A 23,194-nucleotide genomic window follows, 5' to 3' on the forward strand; every position below is an offset into this window, starting at 1 on the left:
TGGGCAGCTACCGACCGGTTGAATCCACAACCCAAAGCTGACGGTCGGCTTGGCTCAGATTCAGATTGAGCAAGCCGGTCTCTCACCCAACCGCTCTACCAACCTTACGAGATAACCGTCGGGATCCTGGACGATGAATTCGCGCTGGCCTACTTCTACATTGTCCGCCCGATACCAGGTGTCTTTGCATTCTCGATAGAGAGGGAATCCAACCTGATCAAGTTTTTGGATGATGGGTGCGACAGCCTCAACATCAATCTGTAGATTGATGCCTCTTCCAAACGGCTCAGTCAACGGCGCAGTCAGCCATTGACCCGCGTCCGAATCAACCTGTTCAAGCATTACTTGAGCACCATTCAAATCAAGGTATGCAAATCCATCTTCCGGGCGTTGATAAGCTACTTTGAACTCCAGGCAAGAAACCCAAAAAGCCAGGCTGCTATCCAGGTTGCTCACCATTAACTCCGGAACCAGTTTGTTACGTTCGAACATGAGATGACTTCCATTTCAAAAGGCTCATTTTTGCGGGCGGGCAGGTTCTGCACTTATGGCTTCGATTCTTCCCTTCCGAAAATCGTGCAGGAATTTACCCCTTGTGGCAGGTGACGGAAAAATTGAGTCCATCAGGTTGATCAGGGCCTGACCCGAAGGCTCAGAGCACCCCGGGCACCACCAGGGTCAACCAGGCAACACAGGGTCCCACCAGGGCAACCACCGCGCTATAGATCAGCAGACTGCGCAACACTTTTTCTCGCTCCAGCGGGGGGGTATTGGCAACCACCAGCGCACCATTGGTGGAGAACGGGCTGGTGTCGACGATGGTGGTGGAAATGGCGATAGCCGCGACCACGCCGACCGCACTGATGTGGCCCTGGCTCAAGAATGGCACGGCCAGGGGAATGATCACCCCTAGCAACGCCGTGGACGAAGCGAAGGACGAGATAATTGCGGCAGTGAAGCACAGCAGCAAAGCGACGAGCAGCGGTTCACCCAAGCCGGAGATGCCATGGGCGACATAGTCGATGGTACCGATGCTCTGCATCACTCCGATGTAAGTGATGATCCCGGTGATCAGCAGAACAGTCGACCAACTGACCTTGTCAATGGCCGCCTTCTGCGCCTTGGGCGCGAACATGGCCAGGACTACCGCGACCGTCATGGCCACCAACCCGATATTGAACTTGAACACTAATGCCGAGATCGCCAGGGCCAACAGCCCGACCAGCGTCGACAGCTTGGCCCCGTCCAGGCCGCTGAGGGTATGTAGCGGCGCACCGGCACCCGTCAGGTCAGTACGATGATAAGCAGGGGACGCCGGCGTACCACCGTGGCCAAGAATGGCCAGCGATGCACCGGCAGCATGCAATTCGGGACCGGACGGGACCACCACCAATGACAGGCGAGCGCTACGTAAACCACCGAAGACTACGAATACCACCATGGCAATCCCCAGGTTGAACAGCAGGCTGGCGATGAACAGAGTGAACGGTGCATAAGGCAGCCCGGAGGACGCAACGATCTGATTGGTTATGCCACCGAAAATACTCACAGGGGAAAAACTGCCGCCTTGAGCGCCGTGAATCACCATCAGTCCCATGAGCACGGGGTTGATGCGGTACTGCACGGCGAAGTTGAGAGCAATAGGCGCGAGGATGGCTGCCACCGCAGGGCTGAGCGCACCGAAACCGGTGAGCAGCGCCGCCACCACGAACATCACCCAGGGTATCCAGGCGACATGGCCACGCACCATCAACACTGCCCGTTCGATCAGCCAGTCGATGGTGCCGTTGTTCTGGGCGATGCCGAATAAATAGGTGACACCGACCAAAGTCAGGAACAGGTCACTGGGAAAGCCGGCGAAGATGGTCGCCGGTGTCATGTCCATTATCACCGAACCGACGATAAAGACCGCCGCGAACGCCAGCGCGCCCATATTGATGGGCAACACGCTGGCGATGCCGAAAATGACCACTAGCACTAAAATCGACAGAATTTCATTATTCATTTCAATCTGACTCCCCGCATTCGGACGGTCCCGCAGGTACCGTCCTTGTTGTTATTGTCTCGGGATGTTTAGCAATCGACTCGCGTCGGGCCGAGCGTGACGAAACGAGGAAGCGTGGCTTGCCTGCGAAGTCGATCGTACAAACACAGAAGCTTTCAACGATGTCGTGCTAATTGCCATTAAATGCTGCTGGCCGGCGCTCGGCAAAGGCTGCCAGTCCTTCGCCAAAGTCAGCGCTTTCGCAGGCTTGTCGGCGCAGTTCGGCAATCTGCTCCATCGCCTGCACCGGAATCGGTTGCAAGTCTTCGAGGATACGCAGCTGTTCCTTGACCGCCGCAACGGCTAGCGGCGCTTTGCAGGCGATGCCGTGTGCCAGTTCCAGCGCGGTCGCTTCCAGCACATCAGTGTCGACCAGTCGGTTGACCAGACCAAACCGTTCCGCCCGCACCGCATCGAGCTTTTGTGCAGTGAAAAACATTTCCTTCAACACATGAATCGGCAAATTGTTGAAGAAGCGCAGCAATCCACTGGTGGTGTAGGGCAATCCAATGTTCACCGGAGTCATGGCAAAGCTTGCGCTGCGGTCCGCGACGACCATGTCGCAGCTCATTACCAGATCCACCGCGCCGCCCCACACCGAGCCGGACACCAGGGCAACCACCACGCCGGGATAGGCGCGGATGCGGCGCAATACCTGTTCGAGCGGTTTGCCATAGGCAATCGGGTCGCGGTCGTGTTGCAGTTCGCGGATATCGTGGCCGGCACTCCACACGGATTGGCCGACTTCGCAGCCGAGGATCACCACCGGGATGCGTTGTGACGCCAGTGCGATGAGACTTTCGTTGAGCGCCGTCAGCAGTTGCGCGCTGAGCGCATTACGGTGTGTGGGGTTGCTGAAGACCAGCCGCGCGATGCGTTCATCGACCCGGTTGACGGTCACTGTTGTGGAAGAGGCTGAATTCATTGTGCGGCTCCTGTCGATTGCGCGCCGGTCATGTCATCGGCGTTCTGGAACACTATTTTAGCGGCGAGCAGTGCGTTGATTGATGCAGCGTCGAAACCGGCTTCGCGCAATACTTCGACGGTGTGTTCGCCAAGCAGCGGCGGTGGGCGGCTGACAACGCTGTCATTGGCGCAGAACACCGGGGTCACTACCTGACGCAGTGCACCAAGGGTCGGGTGCGTGAGTGTCTCGGTCAGTTGGCTGTGCAGCACCTGCGGGTCGTCGAAGACCTCATCGAGTGTGTTGATCGGGCCGGCGGGTAATCCTGCGTCGACGAACAGCGAGGTCCACTCGCGTTTGCTGCGGGTTTTCAAACGACTTTCCAGAATCTCTCTCAATTCGTCACGACGTTCGACCCTCGCTTCATTGGTGGCGAAGCGCGAATCATCCGGCAGCTCGGGCAAATCGAGCAGTATGCACAAACGCCCCCACATGGCCGAGGTGATCGGCGCCAGATTGAGCGGGCCATCCTTTGTCTGGAACACGCCGTAAGGTGCAATCACCGAATGGGCGTTACCGGTGCGGCGCGGCACATCCCCCAGGCTGAGGTAGCGTTGGCCGTGCACACTCAGCAACCCGACCAGACTGGCCAGCAGCGACGTGCTGACATGTTGGCCACGCCCGGTGCGCTCGCGCTCGAGCAGCGCGGCCAGCACCGCTGTCACCAGCCACATGCCCGAAGTCAAATCGCCGATGGCGGTGCCGGTGCGTGTCGGGTCGCCATCGACGAAACCGGTCAGGCTCATCAGCCCCGAGTAGCCTTGGGCGATCTGGTCGAAGCCGGGCCAACTGCTCATCGGCCCGTCGGCGCCAAAGGCGTTAATGCTACCCAATACCAGTCGCGGATTGCGGGCGCTGAGCACCTCATAACCGAGGCCCATGCTTTCCAGCGTGCCAGGTTTGAAGTTCTCGATGACGACGTCGGCGTCATCGATCAACTGCTGGATAGTGGTCAACCCTTCGGGGGTGCGCAAGTCAATGCACATGCCGCGCTTGTTGCGGTTACACGATAAGTAGTAGGTGCTCACGCCACGGTCGAAGGGGCCCCAGGTGCGGCTCATATCACCAGTCGGGCCGGGCTCGATCTTGATCACATCGGCACCGAGGTCTGCCAGCACCATGGTGCAGAACGGTCCGGACAGTGCGCGACTCAGGTCGACGATTTTCACGCCTTGCATAGCTTGCATAGGGTTCTCCATTGAAGGGTTGAATACCGGCCATTGCACTAAAGCCTTTGAAGCGCCATTCGCCTGTGACGACCGTTAGCACTTCGTGTTGTGAGACGAGTCTAGGCGCCGTATCTCATAACCTTCAAATATGATATTTCTCTACAGTCATCGGAAAATCATATGGCTTGGGAGGTACACATGGACCTGCGCCAGTTGCGGTATTTCATCAAGGTGGTCGAGTGCGGGAACATCACCCGCGCCAGTGAAACGCTGCATATCGCGCAGCCAGCCATCAGCCAGCAGATGCGCAACCTGGAACAGGACATGGGCATGCAACTGCTCGAGCGCAGCGTGCATGGCGTTGTTCCCACGGCGGCTGGGCAAACGCTTTATCGGCATGCCATCGAACTGCTGCGCCAGGCCGACGGCACCCACGAACTGCTGCGCCAGGACGCCGAATTCCCGCAAGGCAAAGTCTCGGTCGGCATGCCGTCGAGTACGGCGCGCATGCTGGCAATTCCGCTCGCACGCACGATTCGCAGCCGTTATCCGGGTATCAAGTTGGAATTGATTGATTCTCCGAGCGCCGAACTCGGACGTCTGATCACGGTAGGGCGAGTGGCACTGGCGGTGAATGTCGATGTGGTCGAAACCCGGGGCATGGCTTTCCGGCGGCTGTTAACCGAAACGCTGTACTTGGTGGCGTGGCCGGAATTTTCATTATCGGATGAACCGGTGTCGATTGAGGCATTGGCGAAGATGCCGCTGGTGCTGCCCTGTGCTCCGAACACTATTCGCAGTCGGGTCGAATTTGCACTGCAGGAGGCCGGCCTGAAATGCGAGGTTGAATTCGAAGCCAATTCCACCGACCTGTTGTTCTCAGCCGTCAAGGCGCAGCTCGGTGTCACGATCCTGCCGTGGGCCGCGGCCCATGTTGAGCTTGTGCAACACAGGCTCAAACTGGCCAGGATCGATCATCGACTGTTCAAGCGGGATCTTTCGCTGTGCTGGCATGACACGGTTGTAGAGAGCAATGCCGTGCAGAAGGTCAAGTCGACCATTTTCGAGCTGTTCGAGGCGTTCGAGCGGCAGCCGGGGTGGGCAGATGAACCTGTCAAAGGAAGGAACCTCCAAGATTACTGACAGGCTATATTGGGTCGGAAGTAGTCGTTCGTGAGCGGCTGCTTTTTGCCGATTGCTGCCTGCCACGCAGGGCAGCAAATGACCATAGCGGACATGCAGAACGGCCATTACGGTGTCGGCAATCCTAGTCGATGTGCTTCTTCGCTCACATTCATCCTTACGCCCTCCTGAAGGGGCCTCAAAATTCTATTAGCGCCTGGCTAGGAAAAACTCGAAGCCCAGGTTCAGGCAAAAGCTCAAGGTGCGGGTAAACCGGAATTTGAATGTCGGATTCTCTGAACGTTTCGCTCAGGACGGTGTAGTGGGCAAGCTCAGCGTCTTTGCTTCGAGCATTTACCCACCTGTCGCATCTTTTGCCACCTCGTCACTCAGAGAAGTTTGCACAGGAGCAAATTGAGCTTCGTTGTTGTCGATTGAACAGCGGGCAAGGTTTAGTGATAACAAAAGCACACCTTCGCCGCGCAATTTCATTCATGTTGAGAGGTGAAAATCATGAACAGCATCATCTACATTGTCGGATTAGTAGTGGTGGTCGCGGTCGTCCTGTCGTTCCTGGGATTTGCATAACTTGTGCGTTAATCCCTCAACGTTATGTCCATTTTTTTGTCGTGGACGTTCACCTCATTATGCTTTGCGTTGATGAATGGGCGTCCCGTCTTAGGTCCCATTTGCGCAACCGAAAGACCTGGCTATGGCACGCCGGTCTGTATGTTGTTCGTGGGTGTCATCATCAATCCTTCTGACTGGGAAATGCCACACGTCGTCCTTGGTGAACATTCCGCTGCTCGCATGGCTCTATCGCAACAAGGGCTTTGGGAGTCGTAATCATGTACGAAGACCGAAAAGCGCAAGCGCTTGAGACATGGCAATCAATGCTGGTTATGCCCGAAATTCGAGCGACTGCTCAAGAGCAATACGAAGAATTACTTCGGCTTGCCGAGGACTATTCAATCAAAGGTTTCATCAATCGTGACGAGCGAAAGGGCTTGGTTATGGAGGCCACGAAGCGATATGCCCATTCGGTGGAAGATGTCCATAAAGGAGCATGAAGGCTAAAAATTTTCGCCTCGTCGTAATAGCTTCTGGTCGAGCACGCCCGGTTCTCAATCGTCAACTTTTGGCCAATTGATGCCTATCACGAGGGGCAGAGTACACCCCAAGCCGCCAAGCGATTAGCAGCCGATCATGAAGGGCTGCTTCTGGCCGATTTCTGCCTGTCACGAGGGGCAGCCATCGACCAAAAAACCATTTTTACGCATCAACCAGCGATTAGCTGCGTTCAGGTTTTCCTGCGTTTTTTATCCAGGTATCAAGCTCCGTAACCATTTTACTGACCTCGCTATCTTCCCGTTCCGAGGGGCGAACGATTGCGTTCCAGGCGATATCCAGGCCGTCATTCAGGGCCGCCCACGCAAGCTCCCCACGCTCCAGGCTGGGGGTTACCAAATCCCGTTGCAATATGCTGATTCCGTATCCTGAGCGGACCAGTTCAACGATGGCTTCGATCAACTCCACCGTGATCATGCGGCGCGGCAAGATGCTGGCGGGGGCGAAGAAACGGTCATACTCCCAGCCACTGGCGCGATCGGTCGAATACGTCACCAGGTTGTAAGTCTTGAAGTCTTCCGCATAGATATTTTTCCTTCCCGCAAGGGGGTGATCGGTTGCCATGATTGCAATCAAATCGTCCCGAAAAAGTGGCAACTTCGCGACACCGCTAGGCACCATGCCGTCATCGATAATGGACACATCCAGTCTGCCTTGCATCAGGCTCGCGTAAACGTCGTTACGGGGCACGGTCACCAGTGTGATTTCGATGTCCGGCCGAAGACTTGAGTAGTGCTTGATGAATTTTGGAATCCAGCGAAATGGGCCGTAGGAGGTGACACCCATACGGACAAACGCTGTGACGCCACCAGCCATGGACCGGGCCTCGGACTCAGCCTCATTGAGTATGGCGATGATGTCTTTGGCGGCCCGTTCCAGGCGCACGCCGGCAGGGCTGAGTCTGAGCTTTCCTCCTGATCTTTCCGTCAGGCTCACGCCTAGCCGCCGCTCCGCTTCGCGTATGCGGTGACTGACGGCTGAAGGTGTCAGCCATAAACGTTCGGCCACCGCGGTGATCGAATCGACTTCCGACAAGGTTTGCAACATCACCAAGTGATCCAGCGTCAGTCTCATGGGTATACGACCTGAAAATAATTCACAAAATTGCGTAAAATTATGAGCGTGACTTGTTTTTGGTGCCGATGCAATCTGAATCCAGCAGAGCCAACGGAGACCAACAACAATGACTACCCTGCCTTTCACACCTGCGCTAACCCTGGGCGATCTCGTCGATCTCGAGCGTTACCCAATCACCGATCGCACCAGCCCCGCTTATCTCGCACTGGTCACTCACAGTCAGTCGTTGCTGGCACAAGAGGGCGTTGCGATCTTTCCGGGTTTTGTTCGCAATCCATCGGTTGTCGCGATGGCGCAGCAGACACTTGCACTGCACTCGCGCATGTTTCATTTTCGGGAAAGCCACACGGTTTATTTCAAACCTCAGGACGAAAGCGTTGATCCGGAACACCCGCTACGACGCTTGATGAACACGGCAAAAGACACTGTTGCCTATGCCGATATTCCTGCCGACCATTTGATCCGGCAGATCTATGGATCGGACGAAGTCCTTGCTTTCATCAAAGATGTTTTGGCTCTGGACACGCTCTATCGTCATGCCGATCCATTAGCCGCCCTTAACTTGCAGGGCTTCACGGCAGGGCAGGAGTTGGGGTGGCACTTTGATCGTTCCGACTTCAGCGTCACGCTGTCCCTTCAGGCTGCAAGCGCCGGTGGGGATTTCGAGTATGTGCGGATGCTGCGCAATGAAAGAGACGATTGCTATGACGCGGTCAGGCAATTCCTCGATGACTCGCAAACACAGCAGGTAGAGGTTCTCCCTCAAGTGCCCGGCACCCTGACATTGTTCCGCGGCCGCTATTCATTGCACCGGGTCACGCCGGTGGAAGGGGACAGGCTGAGGCTCAACGCGGTGTTTGCGTACGTGGACCAGCCCGATGTCGAGTTCAGTGCCTATGCGCGCCAGTTGTTCTACGGGCGTACTTCTGTTGATCCATTAGCTTGAGCTTCGCCAATAACAATAAATGCAATTGATTCACGCCTTTGTTTCACGTGTTTGCGCACGCACTTGTCCATGCTAAATCTGATGGACTCGTTTGCTCCTGTGTCGCACACAACAGTTCGCTGCCCCCAATAATAATGATTCGGAGCGTCTGATCATGAAAAACAGGAAGAGTTTGTTGGCCTCTTTGCTCACCCTTGGCTTGCTTGTCGGTAGTGCTTCAAGCCAGGCCTCAGGGTGGTGTGAATCGGGCAAGTCGGTGAAATTTGCCGGGTTGAACTGGGAGAGCGGGATGCTCCTCACCGACATCATGATGATCGTGCTCAAGGATGGTTATGGCTGTACAACGGATCAGTTGGTGGGTAACACCATCATTCTCGAGACCGCACTGGCCGGCAACGACATTCAGGTGTTTGGCGAAGAGTGGATGGAGCGCAGCGAAGTCTGGAAAAAGGCGGTGGCGGCCGGAAAGGTTGTCGGGGTTGGCGCTCCGATCATTGGTGCGACTCAGGGCTGGTATGTGCCGCGTTACGTCGTTGAAGGGGACGCTAAACGTAACCGGCCAGCGCAGGCGCCCGACCTCAGGACAGTCGCGGACCTGAGCAAGTACGCGAGTGTTTTTCGCGATTCGGAAGAACCGTCCAAAGGCCGTTTCTACAACTGTCCTGCGGGTTGGATCTGTGAGCAGGACAATACCGAGATGTTGAAAGAGTATGGTCTTGAAAACACGTTCACAAACTTTCGTCCAGGTACCGGTGCGGCATTGGATGCGGCTGTCCTGTCCAGTTACAAACGCGGTGAGCCGGTGCTGTTCTACTACTGGTCACCGACGCCGCTGATGGGGCAGATCGATGCGATAAGGCTGGAGGAAAAGACCGGCGCCAACAAAGACGTCATCACCATGGTGGGACTCTCCAAGGCATTTCATGAACAGGCTCCTGAACTGGTCGCAGTACTGGAGAAGGTCAACATTCCGATCGACTTGTTGAATCAGAACCTGGCGAGGATGACCCGGGAACGCATCGAATCGCCGAAGCTGGCCAGGATGTTCCTCAAGGAACACCCGGAAATCTGGCATGCCTGGGTCGACGAAGCCGCAGCAAAGAAGATCGAGGCATCGCTCTAATCGGCCTCAAGGGCAAGGACGCCCGTCCTCTGTAACACCCCTCTGAACACAATCTCTTGACTGTTTCTACACAGGAACGGCGCCTCTTTGCGTCCGGGAAATCACGAACATGATCAAATCACGAGCGGCCGTCGCCTTCGCGGCGAACCAGCCTCTGCAAATTGTCGAAGTCGATGTAGCGCCGCCGCAAGCCGGTGAGGTGCTGGTACGCATTGTTGCGACAGGTGTCTGCCATACCGATGCGTTTACGTTATCCGGCGCCGATCCCGAAGGGATCTTCCCCGTTATTCTTGGCCACGAAGGTGGCGGTATCGTCGAAGCGGTTGGCGAGGGGGTAACTTCACTGGCGGTGGGCGACCATGTGATCCCGCTCTACACCCCGGAATGTGGCGAGTGCAAATTCTGCACCTCCGGCAAGACCAATCTTTGTCAGAAAATCCGTGCCACTCAAGGCAAAGGTTTGATGCCAGATGGCACCAGCCGATTCTCTTACGAAGGGCAGCCTGTCTTTCACTACATGGGCACCTCGACGTTCTCCGAATACACCGTGCTTCCCGAAATTTCCCTGGCCAAAATCCCCAAGGATGCGCCACTGGAGAAGGTCTGCCTGCTCGGTTGCGGTGTGACCACCGGCATTGGCGCGGTGATCAATACGGCCAAGGTGGAGGAGGGAGCCAGCGTGGCAATCTTCGGTCTGGGTGGCATCGGGCTGGCAGCCATTATCGGTGCGACCATGGCCAAGGCCGGCCGGATCATCGCGATCGATATCAACCCGGCCAAGTTCGAGATTGCCAGGCAACTGGGCGCTACCGACTTCATCAACCCCAAGGATTATGACAGGCCGATCCAGGACGTGATCATCGAGATGACCGAGGGCGGTGTGGACTATTCCTTCGAATGCATTGGCAACGTCCATCTGATGCGCGCCGCCCTGGAGTGCTGCCACAAGGGCTGGGGTGAGTCGGTGATCATTGGCGTCGCTGGTGTCGGTCAGGAAATCAGTACCCGTCCTTTCCAACTGGTGACCGGGCGCATCTGGCGCGGCTCGGCATTTGGCGGTGTGAAAGGACGTAGCGAGCTACCCAGCTATGTCGAGAACGCGCAAAAGGGCGACATTCCACTGGATAGTTTCATTACCCACACCATGGGGCTGGAGGAGATCAACAGAGCCTTCGACCTGATGCGCCAAGGCGAAAGCATCCGCACCGTTATCCATTTCGATCGCTGACTCAACAGGTTTGGCGAAACCCGTCAGGGCCAGTCAAAGGCGCGAAAACCTGCAACATCAACCCAGCATATCTACACCAAAGAGAGCACAAAGATGACCATTTTCACTCATGTGACCGTCGGTACCAACGACCTGCAAAAAGCGCGCAGCTTCTATGACAATGTCCTGGGTACCCTGGGCCAAAAACGCATCGCTGATCTGGACGACAAGGGGTCGATCTGGGGGGAGAGCGCTCCGTCCTTCTTCGTGCTGAAACCGGCGAACGGCGCCCCGGCCAGCGTGGGTATCGGTGTCACCATCAGCTTCGAAGCGCCGAATCGTGCGGCCATTGACGCTTTCCACGCCGCGGCGCTGGCCAGTGGCGGCACCGACGAAGGTGCACCGGGTCCGCGAGGCTGGGCACCTGACGCCTATGCGGCTTACGCGCGGGATCTCGATGGGAACAAGCTGGCTGCGTACTGTTTCAAGCCAGCCTAAGCTTCAAGACGAGGCATCATTAGATGCTTCGTCATTAGCCCTTACTCGCAAGGATTAGTAATCCGTAAGGTTGCAATGGTGGCTTGAACAAGCCCGTTTAACCTTGGTGTTCGAACGACAGCTTCTGGCCGATTTCTGCCTGTCACGAGGGGCAGCAATATGCAATTACCCAGCTGATTGAATCGTTGCTCAAGGCTTTCTTTTGCACTGCGACTTGGGCCCACCGTATCCCCAAGTGATTATGGTCTCGGCCTGATGCTCCCAAAGCGTTTCATTACGCCCAAGGTACTTTATGCCACTGCCACTTGGCTGCTGGTACATCAGCGATACGCTGTCGCCACGCTCGGCGATTAATGTCGGCGGATCGGTTTTGAAGAACATGACAGTCACCTCTCTAGCAGGGTTGCCGTCGCATTCGTAATAGACAGGCCCAGTGCCCGAGACCAGTCGGTAGCGTGCTTGCAACTCGGCGATGCGGCGCTGGTATTCCATGCGCAAGCATGCACTGACGTCATCACTCTTCCAGCAGTCGTCGCGTCCCTTGATCCATCCACGTTGTTCTGCTTTTAGCCGGGGAGGATGCTCGTTGCCGGCCTTAATACTCGCACTGGCATAAACTGCCGACAGATTGCGATCGAGCGCGGATAACGCCTTGTCCTCACATATCATCGCTTCGATACCGCCAGGCTCCACTCTGGCGCAATCGTATGAAGGGCCAGGTGTCACATTGGCAGTCGACGATTTTACCGTGCCGCCCCCAGTCGGCTGCATTGCATTGATATGCTGATCAATGTACTGGCACCACTGTTCGGAGCTTCGTTCAGGGACATTTGCCCCATCGCGAACCCCTAACTTGAATTCGATCACCGATTTCCATTCGTCTGAGCCTATATCTGGCCCGTGCCCTTGCGCATCGGATGTGTGCAGTATCTTATCGATCGATTGATACCATGGGTAAGTGCATATGGATTGCGCCTGAGCAACGCCTGTGGCGCCAGCCAATAACAAAACCAAATATTTGCTCATGCGCGGTCCCTTTTGATTTATGCAGTCGCCAAGCACCGAGCGACCAAGGCGGACGTTCACGGGGACAGCGCTCTGACCGCAGGCAACGGCCGTACTATAATTAATTTCTGTCAATGTTTGCGTGACGAGCGCTCCAAAGCAAATCAGGTATCCATAGCGTTCACCTGACAGGCAGAGGGCGACACAGCAAATGGGATGGACGGTACGTCTGATTACGCGACAGAGGGTTCAGCCATGAAAATTCACTCCTTCCAGCATTACTCCCATGGTCTGGAAATGGCCGTTCACGATGCATGGATTACCGCCAAGGTGAAGTCGGCCCTGGCATTTTCCGATCCGACCCTTAGCCTGCATATCAATGTCAAAACCCATGCGGGCATAGTGGGGTTAAGCGGCCGCGTCAACACTCATAGACAGTGTGAACAGGCCATTGTTCTGGCTCGTTCGGTTCATGGTGTCGCCGAAGTCGATGCCAGCGACTTGCAGACCCATGTGTTCACGCCAGGGAGTTTTCCAGAAGCGCCCAACGCCGAAGAGAGCACTGAGCGCCGGCCACAATCGTCAACAAAGATGGACGACAAATGATAATGGCAACATTGTAGGCGCCGCGCTCCCGGTCGGGAACCGAGGGCGGAGGGAAGCTGAATGCCAATGTGCCCCAGAGTGAATCGCCCATGGTTTCGTGGACATTTCCGACTGGCTGCTTATGGCCGGTTTCTGCCGGTCACCACCGGCGAGACGTGTGAACTGGGCAAGCGGCGTTCCAACAGGCCATTCGTCTCACCAGGGTCTGTTGACGTTTTGCTGCGAACCGCCGCGATCAGGGAAATGCGACCGCCGCCGCGAGATACAGCAGCAACGCCAGCAGCAACACCACGGTGAAACCCAGGTGGATCGCCAACAGGGTCGCCAGCACGGCCGCCACCACCGATACGCTGGCGTTGACGCCCCAGGCGATCGGCACCAGTGCTTCGGCGCACGCGGAGACGCGCCCGAGTCCGAGCGGAAACGGCATGCCCATGGCGAACGCCAGCGGCGCTACCAGCGCGGCGCAGATGCCGAACCTGGCGAGGGTCCCCACCGGCGCCAGCAGCTGGAACAACGGGGGCAGGGCGATCAGGTAGAGCAGGGCGATCGCGCAGATCGCCAGGACTGGCCGCGCGAGCGGATGACGAGGCCCCACACCCATTCCAATGTCCCCCCGCCGCCGGCCGGAGTAACGGCTGCCGAGGCCAGCGAAGATCAGGAACGCGCTGAGCGTTACCGCCACCGAATACAACGGGTGGCTGAGGAACAGGGTGAACTTCTGGATGAAGGCGATTTCCACGAACATGAAGGCAAAGCCAATGGCGGCGAAGTAGGACACGATCCGAAGTTCGAACCTGGCCAAAGCCGCATTTCGAGAGCGCCGCTGGCGCCGCCGCGCCACCCATAACGGCGCCAGGATCAGCAGCACGGCGGCCAGGCCGGACTGCAGCAGCGTGGCGATCAGCACCGGATAGCCCCACTCCAACATTGACAGGCCGCCCTGCGCCTTCAGCGCCAACAGTTCCGGCAGCGAGCGCCACTTGAAGAAGTGGAAGAAATACGGCCGATCATCCGTAGTCGGACGCACGTCGAACTTGTAGCGCGCCAGGAACTCCGCGCGCTCGCCGGACAGCAGGGCCTGCGCCGCTTCGAAGAACCAGGGCCGGTCGAGCAGATTGTAGCGGTTCGCCTCGGCCACGGTCATCCCGGGGTAGTAGGCCAGGTCGAAGGAGCGCGCCCGGCAGAACTCCCGCAGCACAGCGATGCCGGCGTCGTCGAAATCCCTGTTGCTGACCAGCAGCGTCGCGGTCTTCCAGCCGCGGATCATGACGATGCGGCGCGCCGCGCTGGCCTGCCCGTCGCGCTCGATGGCCGCGGCCGCTGTGGCCAGCAGCCTGGGAACATCGCGCGGCGGCAGGGCGACCCAGCGGGTGATGGCCAGCAGGCCGCCGGGCGCGAGATGGCGCAGGTACTCGGCGAAGGCATCCACCGTGTACAGGTAGTTCTCGGACAGCGCATGCAGGCCGCCCGAGGCAGTGCCGAAGGAGTCCAGCAGGGCGATCTGGATCAGGTCGTAAGGCTCGCCGCGCGAAGCCACCAGGCCGCGCGCCTCGCCGATCAGCACACGGACGTTGGGCGCGCTGTATGGCTTGCCGGAGAAGTCGGCGAAGCGGCGCTGGACCAGATCGATCACCTGCGGGTTCAGTTCGATGGCATCCACCGCGCTGGCGCCGTGATAGATCGCCTGCAGCACATCGGCGCCGGCGCCGCTGCCCAGCACCAGCACGCGGGGTTGGCGCAGCAAGTGATAGGGCAGAGCTGAGGTCAGGTAGTCCAGGTAGGCGAGCGGCTCGCGGCGCCCGTCATAGCGGTTCAGCACGGAAAGGCCGTCGCCGTCGGTAAAGATGGCCAGTTGTGCGGGCGGTTCCTGTGTCGCGTTGAGGCTCAGGCCAGGCGCGTAGCGCAGGGGAATGGTCGGGCTGTCGACGACCGTGAGCAGACCCAGCGGACTCCAGGTCTGGGCGATTGCGCGCGCATCCTTGATACGCAGCGTCTGGCTCAGTTCCTTGTACTCGGAGGGCGACAGGGCGATCCAGCGCCCGGGCACGCCGGCCGGCACCGCGACTGCCGCCGCCAGCAGCAACGGCGCGAGCCAGTGCCTATGCCCCGTGCAAGCCATTCCGGCCAGCGCCCCGGCGGCGATGCCGGTGCCGCCCAGCAGCCGCAGCGCATCGACGGGCGTCAGGGCGAACAGCGCGGCGACGACCGCCAGGCTGCCCACGCCGGCGCCGAGAATGTCGAAGGCGTAGATCCGGTGAATCTGTTCCTGAAAGCAGGTGAAGGTCAGGCAGATGCACACCGCCGCGCAGAAGAACGGCACGAACAGCAGCAGGTAGATCATCAGCAGGCGTGCCGACTGCCGCGCGTCCCAGAGGATCTCGAGGGGATTGAACGGAACCTGCTGGGCCAGGCTGAAGCAGGCGATGGCGCTCAGCCCGAACAACACCGCGCCGCCGATGAACACGCCGTGGAAGCGCGGCGCCAGCACAGGCCGTGCCAGCGCCACAGCGGTGCCGGCAGCGCCGTAGCCGAGCAGCGCGACGCTGATCATCATGTAGGCGAAATGGTGCCACTGGATGATCGAAAGCAGTCGCAGCAGCAGCACCTCATAGCCGAGCGCGGAGGCAGACAGCAGTGCCAGGGCGAGCAAGGGCGGCGAATGCATGCTCAACCGCCTCCGACCAGCGGCACGAAGCTCACAGGCAGCACCTGCCGGGTGGACACACTGCCATCGCCGGCCTTCTCGATCAGCAGCAGGTACTGGATCATGAACGGCGCGCCGACCGGGATTACCATCCGTCCGCCGGCCTTGAGCTGGGCGATCAGTGGCGGCGGCACATGGCTGGCGGCGGCGGTGACGAGGATGGCGTCGTAAGGCCCGTGCTCGGGCCAGCCGTGGTAGCCATCGCCCAGCCGGGCCTGCACCTTCGCATATCCCAGACGGCCCAAGCGCTCCCCGGCCTGCACTGCTAGCGGCTCGATGATCTCCATCGTATAGACCGCCTGCGCCAGCTCGGCGAGGATCGCCGCTTGGTAGCCCGAGCCAGTGCCGATCTCGAGTACCACGTCGCCGGGCCCGACCTGCGTCAGGTCGGTCATCAAGGCGACGATGTACGGCTGGGAGATGGTCTGGCCGTAGCCGATCGGCAGCGGACGATTCTCGTAGGCGTAGGGCACCTCGTCGGGCGGGACGAACTTATGGCGTGGCACCTTGGCCATCGCGGCCATCACCGGCGCGGCAAACTCGACTCTGCCGGTTTCGTCGCGGGTGACGGACGACATGTTGGCGATCTCCCGCACCATGGCATCGCGCAACGGCGCGAACGGGTCGTCGGCATGCAGACCGGCAGATGCCAACGCCAGAGCGATGGCAGGCGCCAGGATGCGCGTCAGGAGCATCACCGGCTTCACAATGACTCCTCCGCCTGAGGAATAGTCGAATCGTATGGCCGGCGGGCTGACTCGGCAAGCCGGGGGTGCCGGCGACCAAATCAGGCTGCGGCGACTGCCCGGGAAAACATCGCAACCCGTAACTGCACTGATAGCACCCAGCCAGTTCAAGCGGTGATACAAAAGTGAATGCGATTGTCAGCCGATTGCTGCCTATAAGGAGCCCTTCGCACTGACCTCATAACACTCCTCCGACACTAACCTCCAACCCCTGGAATGACCAGAAGCGCCGCCAAGCCGATCAGTGCCGTGCCAATGAGTCTGTCGATAACCTGCTGCTTTTCCAGCATTCGCCGGCGCAACGCTTCAGCGGAGAAAAACATTGCCACGAAACTGAACCACGCCCAATGGGTGAACGACATAAACAGGCCGTACGCAAAGTTTGCGGTTAGCGAACTGCCTGTGTGCACCACTTGGCTATATGTCGCCACCACGAACAACATGGTTTTAGGGTTGAGCGCGTTAGTGAAAAAGCCAGTACGAAATGCTTCCCAGGATGAAGGGGCTGAGGCGTTGGCGCCACCAAATGTCAACGAAGAAGTACTGGTCAGGGACTTGATACCCAGATAAATGAGGTATCCGGCGCCCAGCAACTTCATTGCCATGAACAGCAAGGGTGATTGAGTGAAGATCACTGCAGCGCCGAACACTGTGTAGAAAACGTGAATCTGGACGCCACAGGCGATACCCAGTGCGGCCATCAAACCGCTGCGTCGTCCATATGCATAACTGTTGCGGGTGACCATGGCGAAGTCAGAGCCGGGGCTGATAACTGCCAGGATGGAAATGGCAGCAACTAGAAGCAATTCGTTCATGAAGACTCTCCGGCGCAATGGATGCCCATGCCGCGAACGACAGTAATTGCATTTGCGCTACGTTTTTGCACAGATTGAGGGTGGGTGGCAGCTTCACTTGCTCGCGGCACTTACATCACCCAGTGGCATTTGGCTTCGCATGGCATTCATGCAATGCCTCTAATCATTGATAGTTGTGCGTGCAGATGGGGCGAATGGAGGTCATGATGGAGAATTGCCACCGATAAAAAAAACGATTTATAGTCGTCGAAACCTGTGAGTAATCATCGTCAATATGAATTTGCCTCCTTTGGCTGCGTTTCGTTTTTTCAACGTTGCGGCCCAGACTCAAAGCTTCGTGAGAGCCGCTCAGCAGCTGCACGTCACCCATGGCGCAGTCAGCCGCCAGGTTCGATTGTTGGAGGAGGCAATAGGGGTCGAACTTTTTGATCGGCGCAACCGTGCGATCTTTCTCAACCGTGCTGGCCGCCTTCTGTACGACGTTACCGGGCCCATGTTCGAACAATTGGAAAGTGCTGTTTACCGGTTGCAGGGAGAAGTCCGCGAGGACGTACTCGTACTATCGTGTGAACCCACCATCGCAATGAAGTGGCTGATCCCGCGACTGCCTGACTTCCATGCCGCTCACCCGCACCTTCAAGTCCAACTGCTGGCGGCCGGTGGTCCTATAGACTTCGCGCGCTCAGGTGCGGATCTGGCCATCCGACGTGATGATTTTCACTTGGATCAATCAATCCACAGCGTGACGATTTGTGAGGAATGGATTGGACCTGTGTGCACCCCGTCCAATAGTCCCGATAAAAGGAAATCGGAAGGAGTGCGCTTGCTGCGTAGCCAGACACGCCCGTTGGCCTGGGACAACTGGCTGCGCCTTTCGGAAATGGCTATGCCTAATGCTGGCTCGGTCGACTATGAGCATTTCTATCTGTGTATTCAGGCAGCAACTGCGGGGTTGGGGATCAGTGTGGTGTCCTTTCTCATGGTTCAGGATGAACTCAGGTCCGGACAACTGATCGCACCGTTTGGCTTTATCCAGGACGGGTCGGCCTATTGCCTACTGTCACCCAGGCCTTTTGAGGAGAGTGCCAAGTGCACCGCTTTCAGGGATTGGGTCACAAAGCAGATGGGCCTATGCACAAAACAGATCAAGAGTGATTTGGGCCGAGCGTGAGTAGTGCGAGCGTCTTTTTTGCACGCGGCTATGTCACTGAGCCCTGAATCTTTTGCGCAAAACACGGATTGCAAACACAGGCGCGAACTTTTCTGCGGTGGAAACCGAAGCTGACTTTCTCAACAGAATCGACCCAAATCCGACACTCATAAAACATTCCTTTTGCCCTTGAAGCAGCCAATCACGTCAGGCAACGATCCAATAACTGCCTGCAGGAAGTGTCTATAGAGTTTGGGTCAATTCAGCGAGCCAGCGACAACGCGCAGAAAGTCTGTCGTAGTTCAGCGCATGATCATGCCTTTGCAAACAGGGTGGTTGCTAACAAGCTCCGTTCAACTTCACTTGCAAGTCTGAGGATGGTTTCCTCGTCACCAAATTTGCCAACTATCTGCATCCCGATTGGAAGGCCGTTCTCCATGATCCCGACGGGGATACTGATGGCCGGCTGGCCGGTCAAGTTGAAAACTTCGGTGAAGGGAGAAAATGCGTAAGCGTTTTTATACCACTCGTCCAGATGCCTTTCCCCTGTGGCGACAAAACCACCAATCAGCGGTGGAGCAAGCGCTACCGTTGGCGTGATGAGGACATCGATATCGGTGAAGCTATCGGCCATGTCGTGGCTTACTTTGTTCTGGGTGGCCCGTGCATGGTGTACATCCAGTGCCGTTCTCTGAGTCGAGCATTTGTAAAACTCATAGGTAATCCATTCAACATCTTGTGCCGAGATCGGATAACCGCGAGTTTGGGCTTTGTGTTCCATCAAGGCCTCAATTTCCATCTGCCAGAATAATGCAGCAGCTGCACCGGCTTTGGTCATGTCTGGCCAATTGAACGGGCGTAATTCATGGCCGTCTTTACTTAAAAAATCCACGGCATTCAATATGGCTTTGTGGATGGTCTCATCGATACTCGAGCCATCTGGACGGGCGCAGGCAAAGGCGATTTTGAGTCGTGGCGACCTCGTCTTCAGGCATTCGAGCCAAGAGGGAGGGGCGGGGGGAGCAGCATAAGGCGCGCCTGGTTCATAGCCAGACAGGACATCCAGCAGCAATGCGCTGTCGCGGACGGTCCTGGTCAGTACATGCTCGGAATCAAGGCCACCAACAAACTCACCGACATGAGGACCTACAGGGGTGCGTCCCCTGCTTGGCTTCAGTCCAACCACACCACAAACGGAAGCCGGAACCCTGATCGACCCGCCACAGTCGGTGCCGTGTGCAACGGGCACCATGCCTGCGCCCACGGCGCAGGCGGACCCTCCACTTGATCCACCAGAAGCGTACTGCGGATTCCTGGGGTTTCGACAAGGGCCTTGCCATTCAGGCTCTGTCACAAAGTCTCCTGCAAACTCAGGTGTTTTGGTTTTCCCGAGAATGATTGCGCCGGCATTGCGCAATCGACTCACAAACTCACTGTCGACCTGAGCGGGGGCGGCATCTTCGTACAATCGCGAACCGTGCCTGGTTGCAAAGCCTTTTACATCGATATTGGTGTCCTTTATCAGGATCGGTACACCTGCGAGTGGTCCTGCCTTGGGATCTAGCGCCGCTCGTTGCGCGCCTTCGATATCGATTGCAACGACCGCGCCCAAGGCAGGGTCCTGGATTTCAATTTCTCTGGCTGCCAGGTTGACCAGCTCCAGCGGAGTGACTTCACCGGACTTCAACCGTTGAACGAGGCCCACGGCATCAAGACTTTTAAACTCTTCAGGTGTCATTTCTACGCCTCCAGATCATAACCAAGTACGTTGTTGAGGAACTCGTAAGCCAAACGACGCGAATCATCGATCGTGTCCGGGTTGCAATCGACCGCAGCCCTCAACCATAAGCCGTCGATGAAGATCGCGATCATCTGCGCCTTGGAATGGGCTATTGCCTTGTCCATGCTTTTTGACAAGGCATGGAAAAGTAAGGAGTGGCTCCTGCGCGCAACGATGTTCTGTACCCGCTGCAATTTGGGGGACTGCGGTACCTGGGCCCAGAAAGCGAGCCAGGCCGCGACATTGTCTCGCGTCAGGTTCAAGGCACTGACGTTCCCGTCCACAAACGCGAGAACACGCTCAGCGGGTGTTGCGGACTTTCGCAGGCGCGCAAAGATCTCGGCATTTATGCGTTTGTTCAGCTCTCTCAAGGTGGCTTCAAGCAAAGCATTCTTGTCCGAGAAATAGTGGTGGACGATGCCGTTGGCCAGCCCCGCACGGGCGCTGACCTGAGCCATGCTCGTCCCCGCCATGCCTTGCTCACCAATGAGGGTGAGCGTCGCCTCAACGAGCTGCTTCCTTCTGATTTCCTGCATTCCGACCTTTGGCATGGGGGGCTCTCTTTTTTCATTGGACACTCAATGAAAAAAAAGTTATCACTGGATTCTCCAAAAAACAAGAGAACGCAAGGGGATCCGGTATGAAAAGCAGTGCTATCGGTTGTGCCGTGCTGTTGATGACATTCCAGGGGATTGCCGGCGCCGCGGACCCTGTGGGGTGTCGCGCGCCTCAGTTCGCAGAGGTGGGATGGACCGACATCACGTTGACGACGTCTTTGACCACAGCAGTATTGGAAGGACTGGGCTACGCCCCAAAAGTCATAACGTTATCGACGGGAATTGCCTACAAGGCGATGGAAGGCAAGAGTATCGACGTGTTCCTCGGAACATGGGATCCCGCATTGATCGAGGCGGCTCAGCCTTACTACAACAAGTCGATTCAGACAGTGCGAGTGAACCTCACGGGCGCAAAATTTACCTTGGCGGTTCCGCGATACGTCTATGAGCAAGGTGTAAAAAGCTATGCTGACCTGGACACTTACAAGTCAAAGTTTGGCGGGAAAATCTATGGAGTAGAGCCAGGCGGAAACAAACCGATCCAGAACCTCATCGCGGATAACGCGTATAACCTGGGTAGCTGGAGCCTGGTTGAGTCCAGTGAGAAGGGCATGCTGACACAAGTCGGCAGGCAAATCAGAAAGAACGACTGGATTGTGTTTCTGGGCTGGGCACCTCACCCAATGAACAAGAATATTGAACTGGAATATTTGTCAGGCGGTGACAAGTACTACGGAGCAAATTTCGGCGCATCGTCGGTGCGGACCGACGTGCGTACGGGATATCTGGAGGAATGCCCTAACGTGGGCCAACTCCTGAAAAATCTGGAGTTTTCCATCGATGCCGAAAACACCATGATGGACTACGTGATCAATGGTGGCCTTGACCCACGCTCTGCGGTAAAAAAATGGCTGAGTGCCCATCCCGAATGGCTTGATAGAACGTTGCTTGATGTTCAAACAGTGGAAGGTCAACCTGGGCTCGCGGCGGTAAAGTCTTATATGGATACTGCGTCCAAATAGACGACACTTCTCAACAAATTGAATCTCCCCGGGCTCTATAGACCGGGAGCATCCTTATCGGCGCAGCGCCTAGGCCCCATGTGCTAGGCGCGAGCGGCGTATCGATCCGGCTACCGCCCAACCGCAATGTCCAAAAATGAATTCCCCTTGGGGTTTCAAACACTTTTGAACCTTTAAGCCCCCCCTCCCACAACTCAGCAGCCACCTGCGAGCATTGCTACGTCCAGTAATCGACCTGATGCTGCCAGCCGCTCGACAGAAGTCGCAATTCAATCCCGAGCAATCTTGTCATTTGCCAAGGCTTAGGGCAGGGTCGATACCACTGAGATCCCTGCCAAAGGAGTCACCCATGTCAAAGCTCTATCCCAGTATCGATCCCGAGGGGCTGGTCGAGTACTCAGTGGTCTACACCGACCGCTCGCTCAACCACATGTCGCAGTCATTTCAAGGCGTGATGAAGAACATTTCCAAGACCCTGAAACAGGTCTACAACGCCCAGGCTGTTGCGGTGGTGCCGGGCAGCGGCACATTCGGCATGGAAGCGGTGGCGCGACAGTTCGCCACCGACCAGCAATGCCTGGTGATACGCAACGGCTGGTTCAGTTATCGCTGGAGCCAGATCCTTGAGATGGGCAACATCCCGGCGGCCACCACGGTGCTCAAAGCCCGACCGGTCGACACAGGTCGCCAGGCTGCCTACGCTCCACCCCCTCTGGACGAAGTGCTGGCAGCCATTGCGGCGCAGAAGCCGCAGATTGTCTTCGCCCCCCACGTTGAAACCTCATCAGGGATTATCCTGCCCGACGAGTACCTGCGGGCCGTTGGCGACGCGGTGCATGCGGTGGGTGGCCTGTTCGTGCTGGACTGCATCGCCTCAGGCACGATTTGGGTTGATATGCACAAATGCGCAGTCGACCTGCTGATCAGCGCACCGCAGAAAGGCTGGAGCGCCTCCCCGTGCTGCGCCCTGGTGATGCTCAGTGCTTTGGCCCTCGAGCGCATCGAGCAGACGCAGAGCAGCAGCTTCGCCTGCGATCTGAAAAAGTGGCTTCAGATCATGCAGGCCTACGAACAGGGCGGACATGCCTACCATGCGACCATGCCCAGCGATTCCCTCGCGCGATTCAACGAAGTGATGAAAGAGACGCAAGCCTACGGTTTCGACAAGGTCCGCGGCGAACAACAGGCTCTGGGCGATCGGGTGCGCGCAATGTTGACCGGCAAAGGCATCAAAAGCGTGGCCGCAGCCGGCTTTCAGGCTCCTGGCGTAGTGGTGAGCTACACCGATGATGCCGACATCAAGAGCGGTAAGAAATTTGCCAGCCTCGGCCTGCAGATCGCCGCCGGAGTGCCGTTGCAATGCGACGAGCCGGCCGATTTCCAGACCTTTCGCATCGGTCTGTTCGGACTCGAAAAGCTGCACAATATCGAGCGCACGGTCAGCACCCTCGAGAAGGCACTGGATAAGGTGATGGATAACTAAGCGCTCATCTCGGCGTCATCAATGTCGTATTTAAACGCTACAGTG

At 57.4% G+C, this 23,194-nt stretch carries 21 protein-coding genes; 10 read left to right on the forward strand and 11 right to left on the reverse strand.

Annotated elements, in window-relative coordinates; all coding sequences use genetic code 11:
- Positions 1–60 precede the first annotated feature (60 nt).
- The 4 genes from AC1RDQ_RS22280 to AC1RDQ_RS22295 all read right to left on the reverse strand — a co-directional run bounded on the left by AC1RDQ_RS22280 (position 61) and on the right by AC1RDQ_RS22295 (position 4,195).
- Positions 61–492: a bleomycin resistance protein gene (locus AC1RDQ_RS22280; RefSeq protein WP_492588127.1), complete on the reverse strand. Its 432-nt coding sequence runs from the start codon at positions 490–492 to the stop codon at positions 61–63.
- A gap of 160 nt (positions 493–652) precedes the next feature.
- Entirely contained in the window at positions 653–2,005 is a 1,353-nt protein-coding gene (locus tag AC1RDQ_RS22285; protein WP_492588128.1) for an SLC13 family permease, read from the reverse strand.
- Between the two features lie 169 nt (positions 2,006–2,174).
- Complete coding sequence (scpB, locus tag AC1RDQ_RS22290; RefSeq protein ID WP_492588130.1) at positions 2,175–2,969, reverse strand: methylmalonyl-CoA decarboxylase; 795 nt, start codon at positions 2,967–2,969, stop codon at positions 2,175–2,177.
- The gene (locus AC1RDQ_RS22295) at positions 2,966–4,195 is read right to left on the reverse strand and encodes a CaiB/BaiF CoA transferase family protein (RefSeq protein ID WP_492588131.1); all 1,230 of its coding nucleotides are present in this window, start codon (positions 4,193–4,195) and stop codon (positions 2,966–2,968) included. The genes scpB and AC1RDQ_RS22295 overlap by 4 nt, the downstream gene beginning before the upstream one ends.
- A gap of 180 nt (positions 4,196–4,375) precedes the next feature.
- On the opposite strand from AC1RDQ_RS22295, the gene AC1RDQ_RS22300 reads away from it, so the two are divergent.
- Together AC1RDQ_RS22300 and AC1RDQ_RS22305 are read left to right on the forward strand one after the other, a co-directional pair.
- The gene (locus tag AC1RDQ_RS22300; RefSeq protein WP_057715295.1) at positions 4,376–5,320 is read left to right on the forward strand and encodes a LysR substrate-binding domain-containing protein; all 945 of its coding nucleotides are present in this window, start codon (positions 4,376–4,378) and stop codon (positions 5,318–5,320) included.
- A gap of 827 nt (positions 5,321–6,147) precedes the next feature.
- Complete coding sequence (locus AC1RDQ_RS22305; RefSeq protein WP_492588132.1) at positions 6,148–6,369, forward strand: hypothetical protein; 222 nt, start codon at positions 6,148–6,150, stop codon at positions 6,367–6,369.
- Between the two features lie 220 nt (positions 6,370–6,589).
- Here the strand turns inward: AC1RDQ_RS22305 and AC1RDQ_RS22310 are convergent, their stop codons facing one another.
- Positions 6,590–7,501 carry a LysR family transcriptional regulator gene (locus tag AC1RDQ_RS22310; RefSeq protein WP_057715293.1) on the reverse strand — a complete coding sequence of 304 codons (912 nt, stop codon included), beginning with the start codon at positions 7,499–7,501 and terminating at the stop codon, positions 6,590–6,592.
- A gap of 109 nt (positions 7,502–7,610) precedes the next feature.
- Here AC1RDQ_RS22310 and AC1RDQ_RS22315 point away from each other — a divergent pair, with 109 nt between their 5' ends.
- The 4 genes from AC1RDQ_RS22315 (at position 7,611) to AC1RDQ_RS22330 (ending at position 11,278) form a co-directional block, all read left to right on the forward strand.
- The gene (locus AC1RDQ_RS22315) at positions 7,611–8,450 is read left to right on the forward strand and encodes a HalD/BesD family halogenase (RefSeq protein WP_492588133.1); all 840 of its coding nucleotides are present in this window, start codon (positions 7,611–7,613) and stop codon (positions 8,448–8,450) included.
- A gap of 154 nt (positions 8,451–8,604) precedes the next feature.
- A complete protein-coding gene (locus AC1RDQ_RS22320; protein ID WP_090454905.1) occupies positions 8,605–9,573 on the forward strand; it encodes an ABC transporter substrate-binding protein in 969 nt (322 codons plus the stop codon).
- Positions 9,574–9,682: 109 nt separating this feature from the next.
- Positions 9,683–10,801 (forward strand): S-(hydroxymethyl)glutathione dehydrogenase/class III alcohol dehydrogenase, encoded by a 1,119-nt coding sequence (locus AC1RDQ_RS22325; protein ID WP_492588134.1) that lies wholly within the window; start codon positions 9,683–9,685, stop codon positions 10,799–10,801.
- A gap of 93 nt (positions 10,802–10,894) precedes the next feature.
- Complete coding sequence (locus AC1RDQ_RS22330) at positions 10,895–11,278, forward strand: VOC family protein (RefSeq protein WP_492588135.1); 384 nt, start codon at positions 10,895–10,897, stop codon at positions 11,276–11,278.
- Positions 11,279–11,467: 189 nt separating this feature from the next.
- Here AC1RDQ_RS22330 and AC1RDQ_RS22335 read toward each other — a convergent pair whose 3' ends face one another.
- Positions 11,468–12,304: an MliC family protein gene (locus AC1RDQ_RS22335; protein WP_492588137.1), complete on the reverse strand. Its 837-nt coding sequence runs from the start codon at positions 12,302–12,304 to the stop codon at positions 11,468–11,470.
- A 234-nt stretch (positions 12,305–12,538) separates the two neighbouring features.
- Here AC1RDQ_RS22335 and AC1RDQ_RS22340 point away from each other — a divergent pair, with 234 nt between their 5' ends.
- Positions 12,539–12,889, forward strand: coding sequence for a BON domain-containing protein (locus tag AC1RDQ_RS22340; RefSeq protein WP_057715287.1), 351 nt, complete (start codon positions 12,539–12,541; stop codon positions 12,887–12,889).
- A 235-nt stretch (positions 12,890–13,124) separates the two neighbouring features.
- Here AC1RDQ_RS22340 and AC1RDQ_RS22345 read toward each other — a convergent pair whose 3' ends face one another.
- From AC1RDQ_RS22345 to AC1RDQ_RS22355, 3 genes are all read right to left on the reverse strand, one after another.
- Positions 13,125–15,557, reverse strand: a complete 2,433-nt coding sequence (locus tag AC1RDQ_RS22345; protein ID WP_492588138.1) for an SAM-dependent methyltransferase — start codon at positions 15,555–15,557, stop codon at positions 13,125–13,127.
- A gap of 2 nt (positions 15,558–15,559) precedes the next feature.
- Positions 15,560–16,303, reverse strand: a complete 744-nt coding sequence (locus AC1RDQ_RS22350; RefSeq protein WP_224795391.1) for a protein-L-isoaspartate(D-aspartate) O-methyltransferase — start codon at positions 16,301–16,303, stop codon at positions 15,560–15,562.
- Between the two features lie 236 nt (positions 16,304–16,539).
- A complete protein-coding gene (locus tag AC1RDQ_RS22355) occupies positions 16,540–17,157 on the reverse strand; it encodes a LysE family translocator (RefSeq protein ID WP_492588139.1) in 618 nt (205 codons plus the stop codon).
- A gap of 274 nt (positions 17,158–17,431) precedes the next feature.
- On the opposite strand from AC1RDQ_RS22355, the gene AC1RDQ_RS22360 reads away from it, so the two are divergent.
- Entirely contained in the window at positions 17,432–18,328 is an 897-nt protein-coding gene (locus AC1RDQ_RS22360; protein ID WP_340315796.1) for a LysR substrate-binding domain-containing protein, read from the forward strand.
- 292 nt (positions 18,329–18,620) lie between these two features.
- Here AC1RDQ_RS22360 and AC1RDQ_RS22365 read toward each other — a convergent pair whose 3' ends face one another.
- Together AC1RDQ_RS22365 and betI are read right to left on the reverse strand one after the other, a co-directional pair.
- Positions 18,621–20,045: an amidase gene (locus tag AC1RDQ_RS22365; RefSeq protein WP_492588140.1), complete on the reverse strand. Its 1,425-nt coding sequence runs from the start codon at positions 20,043–20,045 to the stop codon at positions 18,621–18,623.
- Positions 20,046–20,047: 2 nt separating this feature from the next.
- Positions 20,048–20,638 carry a transcriptional regulator BetI gene (gene betI / locus AC1RDQ_RS22370; protein WP_057715282.1) on the reverse strand — a complete coding sequence of 197 codons (591 nt, stop codon included), beginning with the start codon at positions 20,636–20,638 and terminating at the stop codon, positions 20,048–20,050.
- Between the two features lie 89 nt (positions 20,639–20,727).
- On the opposite strand from betI, the gene choX reads away from it, so the two are divergent.
- Positions 20,728–21,666, forward strand: a complete 939-nt coding sequence (gene choX, locus AC1RDQ_RS22375; protein ID WP_492588141.1) for a choline ABC transporter substrate-binding protein — start codon at positions 20,728–20,730, stop codon at positions 21,664–21,666.
- Between the two features lie 349 nt (positions 21,667–22,015).
- The gene (locus tag AC1RDQ_RS22380) at positions 22,016–23,149 is read left to right on the forward strand and encodes an aminotransferase class V-fold PLP-dependent enzyme (protein ID WP_492588143.1); all 1,134 of its coding nucleotides are present in this window, start codon (positions 22,016–22,018) and stop codon (positions 23,147–23,149) included.
- The last annotated feature ends 45 nt before the right edge of the window (positions 23,150–23,194 follow it).

The organism is Pseudomonas sp. GW823-FHT02E01, assembly GCF_058797535.1.

Bases quoted from the DNA above. Each gene is read 5' to 3' on its own strand.
- AC1RDQ_RS22280 (WP_492588127.1), bottom strand. From the start codon at position 492: ATGTTCGAACGTAACAAACTGGTTCCGGAGTTAATGGTGAGCAACCTG.
- AC1RDQ_RS22285 (WP_492588128.1), bottom strand. From the start codon at position 2,005: ATGAATAATGAAATTCTGTCGATTTTAGTGCTAGTGGTCATTTTCGGC.
- scpB (WP_492588130.1), bottom strand. From the start codon at position 2,969: ATGAATTCAGCCTCTTCCACAACAGTGACCGTCAACCGGGTCGATGAA.
- AC1RDQ_RS22295 (WP_492588131.1), bottom strand. From the start codon at position 4,195: ATGCAAGCTATGCAAGGCGTGAAAATCGTCGACCTGAGTCGCGCACTG.
- AC1RDQ_RS22300 (WP_057715295.1), top strand. From the start codon at position 4,376: ATGGACCTGCGCCAGTTGCGGTATTTCATCAAGGTGGTCGAGTGCGGG.
- AC1RDQ_RS22305 (WP_492588132.1), top strand. From the start codon at position 6,148: ATGTACGAAGACCGAAAAGCGCAAGCGCTTGAGACATGGCAATCAATG.
- AC1RDQ_RS22310 (WP_057715293.1), bottom strand. From the start codon at position 7,501: ATGAGACTGACGCTGGATCACTTGGTGATGTTGCAAACCTTGTCGGAA.
- AC1RDQ_RS22315 (WP_492588133.1), top strand. From the start codon at position 7,611: ATGACTACCCTGCCTTTCACACCTGCGCTAACCCTGGGCGATCTCGTC.
- AC1RDQ_RS22320 (WP_090454905.1), top strand. From the start codon at position 8,605: ATGAAAAACAGGAAGAGTTTGTTGGCCTCTTTGCTCACCCTTGGCTTG.
- AC1RDQ_RS22325 (WP_492588134.1), top strand. From the start codon at position 9,683: ATGATCAAATCACGAGCGGCCGTCGCCTTCGCGGCGAACCAGCCTCTG.
- AC1RDQ_RS22330 (WP_492588135.1), top strand. From the start codon at position 10,895: ATGACCATTTTCACTCATGTGACCGTCGGTACCAACGACCTGCAAAAA.
- AC1RDQ_RS22335 (WP_492588137.1), bottom strand. From the start codon at position 12,304: ATGAGCAAATATTTGGTTTTGTTATTGGCTGGCGCCACAGGCGTTGCT.
- AC1RDQ_RS22340 (WP_057715287.1), top strand. From the start codon at position 12,539: ATGAAAATTCACTCCTTCCAGCATTACTCCCATGGTCTGGAAATGGCC.
- AC1RDQ_RS22345 (WP_492588138.1), bottom strand. From the start codon at position 15,557: ATGCATTCGCCGCCCTTGCTCGCCCTGGCACTGCTGTCTGCCTCCGCG.
- AC1RDQ_RS22355 (WP_492588139.1), bottom strand. From the start codon at position 17,157: ATGAACGAATTGCTTCTAGTTGCTGCCATTTCCATCCTGGCAGTTATC.
- AC1RDQ_RS22360 (WP_340315796.1), top strand. From the start codon at position 17,432: ATGAATTTGCCTCCTTTGGCTGCGTTTCGTTTTTTCAACGTTGCGGCC.
- AC1RDQ_RS22365 (WP_492588140.1), bottom strand. From the start codon at position 20,045: ATGACACCTGAAGAGTTTAAAAGTCTTGATGCCGTGGGCCTCGTTCAA.
- betI (WP_057715282.1), bottom strand. From the start codon at position 20,638: ATGCCAAAGGTCGGAATGCAGGAAATCAGAAGGAAGCAGCTCGTTGAG.
- choX (WP_492588141.1), top strand. From the start codon at position 20,728: ATGAAAAGCAGTGCTATCGGTTGTGCCGTGCTGTTGATGACATTCCAG.
- AC1RDQ_RS22380 (WP_492588143.1), top strand. From the start codon at position 22,016: ATGTCAAAGCTCTATCCCAGTATCGATCCCGAGGGGCTGGTCGAGTAC.